This window comes from Streptomyces sp. TM32 (assembly GCF_004122755.1).
GTDB classification, from domain to species: domain Bacteria; phylum Actinomycetota; class Actinomycetes; order Streptomycetales; family Streptomycetaceae; genus Streptomyces; species Streptomyces sioyaensis.
Genome location: NZ_SDIG01000006.1, coordinates 36,035 through 48,222 on the forward strand (window position 1 = coordinate 36,035; position 12,188 = coordinate 48,222).

Here is a 12,188-nt window from a genome sequence, read left to right on the forward strand (position 1 = left end):
AGGATGAGCAGACGCTCCGGCATCCTCGAGTTCGCCGTCCTCGGCCTGCTCCGTGAGTCCCCGATGCACGGCTATGAGCTGCGGAAACGGCTCAACACCTCGCTCGGGGTCTTCCGTGCGTTCAGCTATGGCACCCTCTACCCCTGCCTCAAGGCGCTGGTCGCGAACGGCTGGCTCATCGAGGAGACGGACGGCGCCCCGGAGGCCGTACCGGCCGCGGCTCTGACAGGGCGCCGAGCCAAGATCGTCTACCGATTGACCGCAGCGGGCAAAGAGCACTTCGAGGAACTGCTCGGCCACTCCGGACCGGACGCGTGGGAGGACGAGCACTTCGGCGTCCGCTTCGCATTCTTCGGCCAGACATCGCGGGACGTGCGGATGCGTGTGCTGGAAGGCCGCCGCAGCCGGCTGGAGGAGCGCCTCGAGCGGATGCACACCTCCCTGGCCAGGTCCCGCGAGCGGCTGGACGACTACACCCTCGAACTGCAGCGGCACGGCATGGAGTCCGTGGAGCGCGAAGTCCGTTGGCTGAACGAGCTCATCGAAAGTGAGCGTGCCGGGCGCGATCAGCGCGCGCCGGATCCCGCAGCACAGGACAGCAAGCACCAGTCAAGAGATACGGGCGGCCTGCCCCGGCACCGGGGTGGTTCCCGGCCGGATCCGTCCGATGACACCACCACATGAGGTTCCGTCGTGCGGAGCCTCATCGAGATCACAGGGAGCAACCGGAATGGGTTCGGTTCGCGTAGCCATCGTCGGCGTGGGCAACTGCGCCGCCTCGCTGGTACAGGGCGTCGAGTACTACAAGGACGCCGACCCGAAGAGCCGCGTGCCCGGCCTCATGCACGTGCAGTTCGGCGACTACCACGTGCGTGACATCGAGTTCGTGGCCGCCTTCGACGTCGACGCCAAGAAGGTCGGGCTCGACCTCGCGGATGCCATCGGCGCCAGCGAGAACAACACCATCAAGATCTGCGATGTGCCGAACGCCGGCGTGACGGTCCAGCGCGGCCACACCCTCGACGGCCTGGGCAAGTACTACCTCCAGACCATCGAGGAGTCCGCCGAGGCCCCGGTCGACGTCGTCCAGGTCCTCAAGGACAAGCAGGTCGACGTCCTGGTCTGCTACCTCCCCGTCGGCTCCGAGGACGCGGCGAAGTACTACGCCCAGTGCGCCATCGACGCCAAGGTCGCCTTCGTCAACGCCCTCCCGGTCTTCATCGCCGGCACGAAGGAGTGGGCGGACAAGTTCACCGAGGCCGGTGTCCCGATCGTCGGTGACGACATCAAGTCGCAGGTCGGCGCCACGATCACGCACCGTGTGATGGCCAAGCTCTTCGAGGACCGGGGCGTCATCCTGGACCGCACGATGCAGCTGAACGTCGGCGGCAACATGGACTTCAAGAACATGCTCGAGCGCGAGCGCCTGGAGTCCAAGAAGATCTCCAAGACGCAGGCCGTCACCTCTCAGATCCGCGACCGTGAACTGGGCGAGGACAACGTCCACATCGGCCCCTCGGACTATGTGGCCTGGCTGGACGACCGCAAGTGGGCCTACGTCCGGCTCGAAGGCCGTGCCTTCGGTGACGTCCCGCTGAACCTGGAGTACAAGCTCGAGGTCTGGGACTCCCCGAACTCCGCCGGAGTCATCATCGACGCCCTGCGCGCCGCGAAGATCGCCAAGGACCGGGGCATCGGTGGCCCGATCCTCTCCGCGTCCTCGTACTTCATGAAGTCGCCGCCGGTGCAGTACTTCGACGACGAGGCGCGGGAGAACGTCGAGAAGTTCATCAGCGGCGAGGTCGAGCGCTGACACGCCCGACGCACTCTCCCTCCGCGGGCCTCCGGGTATTCCACCCGGAGGCCTGCGGGCTGTGTGAGGCTGTGCCTCATGCATGCGGTGCGCGCCCTGTCCGTACTACTCCGGCTCCGCGACTTCCGTTCGCTCCTTGCCGCACGGCTTCTGTCCCAAGCGGCCGACGGGGTGTTCCAGGTCGCACTCGCGACGTTCGTCGTCTTCTCACCCGAGAAGCAGGCCTCGCCCGAAGCCATTGCCTCCGCCATGGCGATCCTGCTGCTGCCGTACTCACTCCTCGGGCCCTTCACCGGGGTGCTGCTCGACCGCTGGCGGCGCCGACAGGTCCTGCTGTACGGCAATCTGCTGCGGACCCTGCTGGCCATGGTGACCGCGGCGCTGATCGTGTCGGATGTCCCTGACGGCCTCTTCTACGTCTCGGCCCTGGCCGTGACCGCCGTGAACCGCTTCGTCCTGGCCGGGCTCTCGGCCGCGCTCCCCAGAGTGGTCGACGGGGGACAACAGCTGGTCATGGCCAACTCCCTTGCCCCCACCGCCGGAACACTCGCCGCGACGGCCGGCGGCGGGCTCGCTTTCGCCATCCGCCTGGCCGGCTCGGATGTGGACGCGTTCGTCGTGCTGCTCGCCGCGGCCCTCTACTTCTGCTCGGCCCTCACCTCGCTGCGCATGACGCCGCAGTTGCTCGGTCCCGACCCCGCGCGCCTCCAACCGCATCTGCGGGAAGCCCTGTTGAGCACGGTGCGCGGTCTGGCGGAGGGTCTGCGCCATCTCGCCGAGCGGCGCACCGCGGCGCGCGCGCTGATCGCGATGACCTTGATCCGGTTCTGCTACGGAGCCCTGACGGTCATGGTGCTGATGCTGTGCCGGTACTCCTGGTCCGACACCGAATCCGAGGGCCTGGCACTGCTCGGGATCACCGTCGCGGTGTCCGGTGGAGGCTTCTTCACCGCCGCCGTCGTCACACCCTGGGCCGTCACACGGCTCACCGCGTTCGGCTGGATCGTCTGCTGTGCCGCGATGGACGCGGTGCTGGTGCCGTCCCTCGGGTTGTTCTTCACGCCGGGCCCGATGCTGGCGGCCGCGTTCGTGCTCGGCCTCAGCACACAAGGGACCAAGATCTCCACGGACACCATCGTCCAGTCTTCCGTCGACGACGCCTTCCGCGGCCGGATCTTCGCCATTTACGACGTCCTTTTCAACGTCGCCTACGTCGGCGCTGCCGCGGTCGCGGCCCTCATGCTGCCGCCGGACGGACGGTCCACCGCGCTGCTGGGCGTGGTGACCGTGCTGTACGCGCTGGTGGCCGCGGCCGGGGTCCGCTTCGGTCATGGGGCAAGGCCCTCCCCCGTGCGGTGAGCACCCCGGCTTCTGCGGCAGGGCACCCGGACCGGATACCTTACGGGCGTCCTACCCAAGCCTGTACACATCAAAATCGGGGGAGTCCCATGACCACGCCGCCGCAGGGCGCGAATCCGTACGGCCAGGCGCCGTACGGACAACAGCCGTACGGACAGCCGCCCTACGGGCAGAACCCCTATCCGCAGGCACCACAAGCGCCGCAGGCTCCTTATGGCCAGCCCCAGGGCGGCTACGCCCACCCCGCGCAGCCGCAGGCTCCGTACGGACAGCAGCCACCGCCGGGTTACCCCATGGCTCCGCAGCAGCCCTACATGCAGGGTGGGCCTCCCGTGCCACCGCCGCGGCCTGCCAAGAGCCGTTCCCCCAAGGCCATCTTGAAGGGCATCGGGCTCGTCATCGGGCTGATCGTCATCGCCGTCGGCTGGATCAGCAGCATGGACGACGCAGAATCCGCCGAGGTCGGCGACTGCGTGCACAAGTCCAGCAGCTCGCTCGATGACGGCCTCGAAGTGGTGGATTGCGGGACCTCGAAGGCCCAGTACAAGGTGACCGCCGTGCACAACGGCACCTCGGACACGTCCGTGTGCCCCGCGGGTCAGCCGGCCTACGTCAAGGAAACGCACCGCCGCAGGCGCGCCGACACCGCCATGGTGCTCTGCCTGACCACAGCGAAGTAGCCGGCCTCAAAGGCATCGGATACGCGAGGAGCGGTGTTTCACGTGAAACACCGCTCCTCGTTTCACGTGAAACGTGACGACTGATCGACCGCACGTTTCACGTGAAACATCAGCCCTGGGTGGCCCACCACTCCTTCAGTGCGGCGATGGCCGTCTCACGGTCCATGGGGCCGTGCTCCAGCCGAAGCTCCAGCATCTGCTTGTAGGCCTTGCCGACCTCAGGGCCCGGGCGAAGACCCAGAATCTGCATGATGTCGTTACCGTCCAGATCCGGGCGGATCGCTTCCAGCTCTTCCTGTTCCTGCAGCAGCGCGATGCGCTCCTCAAGCCCGTCATAGGCACGTGACAGGGCACCGGCCTTGCGCTTGTTTCGGGTCGTGCAGTCCGAGCGGGTGAGCTTGTGCAGCCGCTCCAGCTGCGGTCCGGCGTCCCGCACATACCTGCGGACCGCGGAGTCCGTCCACTCGCCCGTCCCATAGCCGTGGAAGCGAAGATGCAGCTCCACGAGCCGCGAGACGTCCTTGATCATGTCGTTGGAGTACTTCAGGGCGGTCATCCGCTTCTTGGTCATCTTCGCGCCCACCACCTCGTGGTGGTGGAAGGAGACCCGGCCGTCCTTCTCGAAGCGTCGCGTCCTGGGCTTGCCGATGTCATGCAGCAGAGCCGCCAGCCGCAGCACCAGATCGGGCCCGTCCTCCTCGAGGTCGATCGCCTGCTCCAGGACCGTCAGCGAATGCTCGTAGACGTCCTTGTGACGGTGATGCTCGTCACTCTCCAGTCGCAGTGCGGGCAGCTCGGGCAGGATCTGGTCGGCCAGGCCCGAATCGACGAGCAGCCGCAGCCCCTCGCGCGGGTGCGGCGCCAGGATCAGCTTGTTCAGCTCGTCCCGCACACGCTCCGCGGAGACGATCTCGATGCGGTCCGCCATCGCCTTCATCGCGGCGACGACCTCGGGCGCGACTTCGAAGTCCAGCTGCGCGGCGAAGCGGGCCGCACGCAGCATCCGCAGCGGATCATCGGAGAACGACTCCTGCGGTGTCCCCGGCGTCCGCAGCACGCGCGCCGCCAGGTCCTCCAGACCGTCGTGCGGGTCGACGAACTCCTTCTGGGGCAGCAGCACCGCCATGGCGTTCACCGTGAAATCCCGGCGCACGAGGTCCTGCTCGATGGTGTCCCCGTACGACACTTCCGGCTTGCGAGAGGTGCGGTCGTATGCCTCGGAGCGGTAGGTCGTGACCTCGATGTCGAACGAGTCCTTTTTGCAGCCGACCGTCCCGAAGGCGATACCGACCTCCCAGACCGCATCGGCCCAAGGACGGGCGATCTTGAGGACGTCCTCGGGGCGGGCATCGGTGGTGAAGTCCAGGTCATTGCCGAGCCGGCCCAGCAGCGCATCCCGGACCGACCCGCCGACCAGGGCAAGTGTGAACCCGGCCTCCTGAAATCGACGGGCCAGGTCATCCGCAACGGGGGACACCCGCAGCAACTCGCTGACGGCACGACGCTGCACATGGTTCAGCGCGTTCGTCGACTGCGGGGTCCGCTCGGAGAGCGGGGCGGGGAGGTCATTGTTGGCGTTCGGCACAACAAAACAGGGTACGTGGCCGCGCAGCCCGAGGCGTCACGCAATAAAGCAGCCCAGGCGTCACGTAATAAAGGGGACAGGCTGGGCACACTGCCCGCTGCGCCGCCATCATGTGGAGCAGTCCCTGGCACTCCGGCGCGGCGGGCCTCGTTACCATTCGTGGACGCACATTCCGACGACCACAGACGACGACGAGGGACGGGCGAGCGCGTGGCCGAGGCGGCAGGGTTCCAGGCGACTGAACGGCCGCGTGGTCGATGGCTGCGAAGGACCGTGACACTGCTCACTGGAGTGCTCCTTCTCGTGGGGCTGCTCCAGGTCCCGCACGCCCCTTCCGCTCAGGCGGCTCCCACCGGCTCCCGGACGGTCGACGTCACGATCGACTCGATGTCCCCGTCCGCCCCGTCCAAGGGCGATACGGTCACCGTCTCCGGCACGCTGATCAACGACGGCCGCAGCACGATCACGGACGCCAAGGTCGCCATGCACCGCGGCGCCGCCATCGGCGGCCGCAGCTCCATCGAGAGCCTGTCCCGTCGCACCGGCTATCTGCCGGGCGCGGACGGCGAAGCGGTCGACGGGCACACGGAGAAGATCGGCAAGCTGGAGCCCGGCGTCAGCCAGCCCTTCAGCCTCAGCGTGCCGGTCAAGGATCTCGATCTCGGCAAGGACGGGGTGTACCAGCTCGGTATCTCTCTGTCAGGGCGCTCCGCGTCCGCGCCGTCCGGGCAGGTCCTCGGCTTCGACCGGACGTTCCTCCCCTGGCAGGAGTCCGACGCCGAGAAGAAGACGCAGCTCACGTACATGTGGCCGCTGATCTCCTCCACGCACCTCACTGCGGAGACCAACCCCGACGCCCAGCAGACACCGGTCTTCCGTGACGACGACCTCGCTGCCGAGCTCGCGCCCGGTGGCCGGCTGCAGCAGATGGTCGAGCTGGGCAAGAACCTCCCGGTGACCTTCGTCATCGATCCCGACCTGCTCGCGACGGTCGACGCGATGACCAAGTCGTACCGGGTGAACGGCCCGGACGGCCGTATGGGCAAGAACCAGGCGGTCGCCAAGCAGTGGCTCCACGAACTTGAGGAGGCGGTCAAGACCCGCGAGGTGGTCGCGCTGCCCTTCGCCGACCCTGACCTGGCCTCGCTGGCTCACCACGGAAAGAGCGTGCCCAGCGCGCTCAGCCACCTCGGTCCGGCCACCGACCTTGCCGACAAGACCGTGGACACGATCCTCGGCGTCAAACCGCGCACGGACTTCGCCTGGCCCGTCGACGGCGCGATCGACTCCTCCATCGTCGATGTCGCGACCTCGGCCGGTGCGCACAATGTGATCACCCGCAGCGACAGCCTCCGCGAGGCCGGCGGGTTGCCCTACACCCCGACGGCCGCCCGGCCCATCGGCGGCGGCAACACCGCCGTTGTCGCGGATGCGCAGCTCTCACGGGCCTTCGAAGGCGATATGTCGAAGGCGGGAAACTCCGCCCACGCGGTCCAGGAGTTCCTCGCCCAGACAGAGATGATCAACCTTGAGGACCCCGGCCGGCAGCGCAGCATCGTCGTCGCACCGCAGCGCATGCCGTCGGTCAGCCAGGCCCAGGCAATGGCCACCGCGCTGCGGGAGCTCAAGCAGTCCGACCGCTGGACCCAGCCGCTGAACCTCAGCGGCGCGGCCAAGGCCAAGCCCGACCGCGCGGCCACCCGGCACGTCCCGAGCGGCAGCGCCTACCCGTCGTCGCTACGCCGGCAGGAGCTCCCCACGAGGGCGTTCCGGCAGATCCAGGGCACCCAGGCCGCACTGGACGACTACCAGGTGATCCTGGCCCAGCCGGAGCGCGTGGTGACCCCGTTCGGCAACGCCATAATGCGCGAGATGTCGACGCAGTGGCGACGGGATCCCAGCGACGCCAAGGCGTTCCGCCACTCCGTTCGCAGCTACCTCGACGGCCTGACCAAGAAGGTGCACCTGATCCAGAAGTCGGAGGCGACGCTCTCCGGGCGCAGCGCCACGATTCCGGTGACGGTCCAGAACAACCTGTTCCAGGGCGTCAAGGACATGACGCTGAAGCTGACCTCTTCGCAGCCCAACCGACTGGACGCGGGGAAGCCGCAGACCATCACGGTGGAAGGCGGGCACAGCCAGTCGTTCAAGTTCGACACCACGGCGAATGCGAACGGCCGGGCGTGGGTGACCGCCCAGCTCTACACCTCGGACGGAAAGCCCTACGGTAAGCCCATGATGTTCCAGGTGAACGTCACGGAGATCACCGCGACGGTGATGCTCGTCATCGCGGGCGGCGTGCTGCTGCTCGTCCTCGCCGGCGTCCGGATCTACCTCCAGCGCAAGCGGGCAGCCGGCCGGCGTGCCGAGGACGGAACCGAGGGAGAGGGCACCGACGGGGACGGATCCGACGGAGACGGGACCGACGGCGATACGGGCACGGACGGCGACAACGGCGGCACGGACGGCGACGAGCCCGAGCAGCCGAGTGACCCCACGCCGGACACCGGTTCGGAAAGCTCCGACCCGTCCGGCTCAGGTGAGAAAGTGGACCGTTGATAGATGGCGGGGCCGGATGGCCGGCTACGGATGAGGTGGGGCAGCGATGAATTCGCCGTACGACGGTGACCGGGGCCGGGGCGCCGGTGGCGACCCCAATGGGCCGGTCCCTCCGACGCCCCCGCTGCCCGCGGACCAGGACCCCTACGTCCAGGACGCCTACCGCAACGATCCGCACCGCACACAGGACCCGACGGCACAGGACCCGGTGACCGAGGCGCTCTACGACCGCGCCGCGCACCCGCCGCCGCCCCCGGGGCAGGCGCCGGGGCAGCCCACACAGCCGCTCTACCAGCAGCCTGCCGCCGGCCGGCACGCCCCCGATCCGCAGCTGTGGGCCTCACCTCCGCCGCCCGAGCCCCAGGGGCCCAGCCGCAATCTCCCGTACGGCGACGCCGCGGCGACCACCCAGTTCGTGGGCGTCGACGACCTGATCACCCAGGCCGCCCAGGAACGTCCGGAGCCGGATGCCTTTGCGCATCTCTACCGGGACCAGCAGCACTACGAGCCCCAGCACCCGCCCGCGGCACCCGGCCCCGAGGGCGTACCGCCGCAGTCCGCGCCGGAGCCGGAGCCCGCCCCCGTGGCGGCGGCCGGCAAGCCGTCCGGTGGTCGGGCCTCCGGCCTGCTCAAGTCCAGCGCGGTGATGGCCGCCGGCACGATGGTGTCCCGTCTGACGGGCTTCGTCCGCTCGGCGCTGATCGTCGCGGCGCTCGGTGGTGCGGTGCTGGGTGACTCCTGGCAGGTCGCCTACCAACTTCCGACGATGATCTTCATCCTGACCATCGGCGGCGGTCTGAACTCCGTCTTCGTCCCGCAGCTGGTGCGCGCGATGAAGGAGGACGACGACGGCGGCGAGGCCTACGCCAACCGGCTGTTGACCCTGGTCATCGTGGTCCTCGGCGTGCTGACGGTCCTGGCGGTCGTGGCCGCGCCGCTCCTGGTGAAACTGGTCTCCTTCGACATCTCCCGCGACCCGGCAGCCAACGAGGTCGCAGTCGCGTTCACCCGCTACTGCGTGCCCACGATCTTCTTCATGGGCCTGCATGTGGTGATGGGCCAGATCCTCAATGCCCGTGGCCGCTTCGGCGCGATGATGTGGACCCCGGTCCTCAACAACATCGTCATGATCGCCACCTTCGGCCTGTTCATCTGGGTCTACGGCACCGCGAAGACCTCGCACATCGGCGTCACCACCATCCCCGACGAGGGCATCCGGCTCCTGGGCATCGGCACCCTCCTCGGGCTCGTCGTCCAGGCGCTGGCCATGATCCCGTACCTGCGCGACGCCGACTTCAAGCTCCGGCTGCGCTTCGACTGGCGGGGCCACGGCCTGGGCAAGGCCGCCAAGCTCGCCAAGTGGACGGTGCTGTTCGTGCTCGCCAACCAGGCGGGCGTCCTCGTCGTCACCCAGCTCTCCACCTGGGCCGGTAACACCGCCGACCAGCAGGGACACCCGGGCACCGGCTTCATCTCGTACGCCAGCGCCCAGCTGATCTGGAACATGCCGCAGGCGATCATCACCGTCTCCGTGATGGCGGCGCTGCTGCCACGGCTGGCACGGTCCGCGCACGACGGTGACGCCGGAGCCGTCCGGGACGACATGTCGCAGGGCCTGCGCACCTCCGCCGTCGCCATCGTCCCGATCTCGTTCGGCTTCCTCTCCCTCGGTATCCCGCTGTGCACGCTGGTCTACGGCTCGTCCGGCGCCGGGGTCCCGATGGGCTACATGCTGATGGCCTTCGGCGTGGGTCTGATCCCGTTCTCGGTGCAGTACGTCGTCCTGCGCGCCTTCTACGCGTACGAGGACACCCGCACCCCCTTCTACAACACGGTGATCGTCGCCGCCGTGAACGCTGCGGCCTCCGCCCTGTGCTTCCTGGTCCTGCCCGCCCGCTGGGCCGTGGTCGGCATGGCTGCCTCCTACGGCCTGGCGTACATCATCGGCGTCGGCGTGGCCTGGCAGCGTCTGAGCAAGCGGATGGACGGCGATCTCGACACCGCGCACGTCGTCCGGACCTACGCGCGGCTGGCCGGCGCCAGCATCCCGGCCACGATCATCTCCGGGGCCGCGGTCTACGGCATCATGCAGTCGCTCGGCAGCGGGGTCCTCGGGTCACTGGCCGCTCTGGTCGTCGGCGCTGCCGCACTTCTGGCCGTGTTCTACGTCGCCGCACGCAAAATGCGCATCGAGGAACTGAACGCCCTGGTCGGCATGGTCCGGTCGAAGCTGGGGCGCTGAACGAGCACAACCATCGACTGCCACCGTGTGTCGTGCATAGTGGCGGACTGTGGGCACAATTGTCTTGGCTCATTGAGCCTGCAACGGATGGGGAGGCAGGAACGACGGTGGCGGAACGGAGCACGGCTGCCGTCGACGTGGCTGACACGAGCGGTGAGGAACCGCTGACCGCCAAGGCGGGTAAGGCCACGGACGACGGTGCTAAGGCCGAGAAGGTATCCGGCAGGGAAAACGACGCCGCAGGCACCGACGAGGAGCGTGCCGAGGCGATCGAAGCCCAGCCACCGGAACTGCACAGCGGCCACAAGCTTGCCAGACGTTATCGCCTCGAGGAGTGCGTCACCCGTCTGGACGGATTCAGCAGCTGGCGCGCGGTCGACGAAAAGCTGCGCCGCGCCGTCGGCGTGCACATCCTGCCGGCCGAACACCCACGGGCCCGGCCGGTGCTGTCCGCCGCCCGTTCCTCGGCGCTGCTCGGCGACCCACGGTTCGTCCAGGTCCTGGATGCCGTCGAGGAGAACGACCTCGTCTACGTCGTCCACGAGTGGCTGCCGGATGCCACCGAGCTCACCACGGTGCTCGCCAACGGCCCGCTGGAGCCGCACGACGCCTACCAGCTCGTCAGCCAGGTCTCCCAGGCCATGGCCGCCGCACACCGCGAGGGGCTGTCCCATCTGCGGATCACCCCCGGCTCGGTGCTGCGGACGGAGTCCGGGCAGTACCGCATCCGCGGCCTGGCCGTCATGGCGGCACTGCGCGGCATCACCTGCGAGCACCCACAGCGCACGGACACGGAAGCGATCGGCGCGCTGCTCTACGCCGCGCTGACCCAGCGCTGGCCGTACGAGAACGACGCCCACGGCCTCACCGGCCTGCCGAAGGGTGTCGGGCTCATCGCGCCCGACCAGGTGCGGGCCGGCGTGCACCGCGGGCTGTCCGAGCTCGCCATGCGCGCTCTGATCAACGATGGCGCCACGGCTTCCCGCCAGGAACAGCCCTGCACCACCCCCGAGGAACTGGCCAAGGCCGTCGCGGCCATGCCCCGCATCCGGCCCCCGGAGACGGCGTTCACCACGCCCCCGCCGTACCAGCGCACGGGGTACCAGCAGGGCAGTCACCGGCAGACGTCGGTCCACAGCGGCCCGTCCGCCCGGCAGACGCAGCCGGTCGCCACGCCTCCGCCACCGTTGCAGAGCCGCACCGGCCGGGCCCTGAAGTGGTCCGTCTCCGCCCTGCTCATCGCGGCGCTGGGGCTGGGCAGCTGGCAGCTGGCGGACACGCTGCTGAAGCGGGAGCACGACCAGGACGAGCCGCAGAACTCCCAGCCGCAGCAGGGCGCCAAGAAGAAGCCCGCGAAGCCTTTGCCGATCGCCGGTGCCACGGAGTTCTCCCCGCTCGGGGAGGCGTTCTCCGGGGACAAGGCCTCCGCCGCGGCGGACGGCGACCCGTCGACCGCGTGGATCACCAAGCGGTTCAAGGGGTGGCCGAACTTCGGGAACCTGCCGAACCGCAAGGACGGCAGCGGAGTCGTCATAGACCTCGGTAGCGCCAAGAACGTTTCCGGCGTGCAGGTCAGCATGTACCGCCCGGGCCAGACCGCAGAGATTTTGGCCGCCGCCCCCTCCACATCGAATCCGACCTCTCTCAGTGACTTCTCCCAGCGGCTCGCGGCGTCGTCGAAGGCTGGGGACAAGCTGACGGTGAAGCTGGACAAGCCGGTGAAGACCCAGTACGTCCTGATCCACATCACCGCGCTGCCCAGCGACGGGGAATCCGACTGGTTCCGAGGCGGAATTTCCGATGTGAAGGTCACCGGCTGAGTCGCCGGTGATCCGGCGAGCGATGCACTGACTCCGCAGAGACCTGGCGCCGAACCCATGCGGTTCGGCGCCAGGTTGCTATGTGGCCCCAGACAGGGTCGAAGTAGTGCCATAAGCTGTGCGGCGGGCC

Annotated in this window: 8 protein-coding genes; 7 read left to right on the forward strand and 1 reads right to left on the reverse strand. The window is 68.6% G+C overall.

Going from position 1 to position 12,188, the window contains the following annotated elements; translation table 11 throughout:
* Window positions 1-3: 3 nt before the first annotated feature.
* The 4 genes from EST92_RS02730 to EST92_RS31510 all read left to right on the forward strand — a co-directional run bounded on the left by EST92_RS02730 (window position 4) and on the right by EST92_RS31510 (window position 3,852).
* Entirely contained in the window at window positions 4-684 is a 681-nt protein-coding gene (locus EST92_RS02730) for a PadR family transcriptional regulator (protein ID WP_129245851.1), read from the forward strand.
* A gap of 46 nt (window positions 685-730) precedes the next feature.
* A complete protein-coding gene (locus EST92_RS02735) occupies window positions 731-1,813 on the forward strand; it encodes an inositol-3-phosphate synthase (RefSeq protein ID WP_129279370.1) in 1,083 nt (360 codons plus the stop codon).
* 78 nt (window positions 1,814-1,891) lie between these two features.
* Window positions 1,892-3,172, forward strand: a complete 1,281-nt coding sequence (locus EST92_RS02740) for an MFS transporter (RefSeq protein WP_129279371.1) — start codon at window positions 1,892-1,894, stop codon at window positions 3,170-3,172.
* A gap of 89 nt (window positions 3,173-3,261) precedes the next feature.
* Window positions 3,262-3,852, forward strand: a complete 591-nt coding sequence (locus tag EST92_RS31510) for a hypothetical protein (protein ID WP_174243905.1) — start codon at window positions 3,262-3,264, stop codon at window positions 3,850-3,852.
* Between the two features lie 109 nt (window positions 3,853-3,961).
* Here the strand turns inward: EST92_RS31510 and EST92_RS02750 are convergent, their stop codons facing one another.
* Window positions 3,962-5,437 carry a CCA tRNA nucleotidyltransferase gene (locus EST92_RS02750; RefSeq protein ID WP_129279372.1) on the reverse strand — a complete coding sequence of 492 codons (1,476 nt, stop codon included), beginning with the start codon at window positions 5,435-5,437 and terminating at the stop codon, window positions 3,962-3,964.
* A gap of 273 nt (window positions 5,438-5,710) precedes the next feature.
* Here EST92_RS02750 and EST92_RS02755 point away from each other — a divergent pair, with 273 nt between their 5' ends.
* The 3 genes from EST92_RS02755 to EST92_RS02765 all read left to right on the forward strand — a co-directional run bounded on the left by EST92_RS02755 (window position 5,711) and on the right by EST92_RS02765 (window position 12,058).
* Entirely contained in the window at window positions 5,711-7,996 is a 2,286-nt protein-coding gene (locus tag EST92_RS02755; protein WP_129279373.1) for a DUF6049 family protein, read from the forward strand.
* A 46-nt stretch (window positions 7,997-8,042) separates the two neighbouring features.
* Window positions 8,043-10,238 (forward strand): murein biosynthesis integral membrane protein MurJ, encoded by a 2,196-nt coding sequence (gene murJ, locus EST92_RS02760; protein ID WP_129279374.1) that lies wholly within the window; start codon window positions 8,043-8,045, stop codon window positions 10,236-10,238.
* A 107-nt stretch (window positions 10,239-10,345) separates the two neighbouring features.
* Complete coding sequence (locus EST92_RS02765; RefSeq protein WP_129279375.1) at window positions 10,346-12,058, forward strand: protein kinase family protein; 1,713 nt, start codon at window positions 10,346-10,348, stop codon at window positions 12,056-12,058.
* Window positions 12,059-12,188: the final 130 nt, after the last annotated feature.

Bases quoted from the DNA above. Each gene is read 5' to 3' on its own strand.
- EST92_RS02735 (WP_129279370.1), top strand. From the start codon at position 731: ATGGGTTCGGTTCGCGTAGCCATCGTCGGCGTGGGCAACTGCGCCGCC.
- murJ (WP_129279374.1), top strand. From the start codon at position 8,043: ATGAATTCGCCGTACGACGGTGACCGGGGCCGGGGCGCCGGTGGCGAC.
- EST92_RS31510 (WP_174243905.1), top strand. From the start codon at position 3,262: ATGACCACGCCGCCGCAGGGCGCGAATCCGTACGGCCAGGCGCCGTAC.
- EST92_RS02740 (WP_129279371.1), top strand. From the start codon at position 1,892: ATGCATGCGGTGCGCGCCCTGTCCGTACTACTCCGGCTCCGCGACTTC.
- EST92_RS02730 (WP_129245851.1), top strand. From the start codon at position 4: ATGAGCAGACGCTCCGGCATCCTCGAGTTCGCCGTCCTCGGCCTGCTC.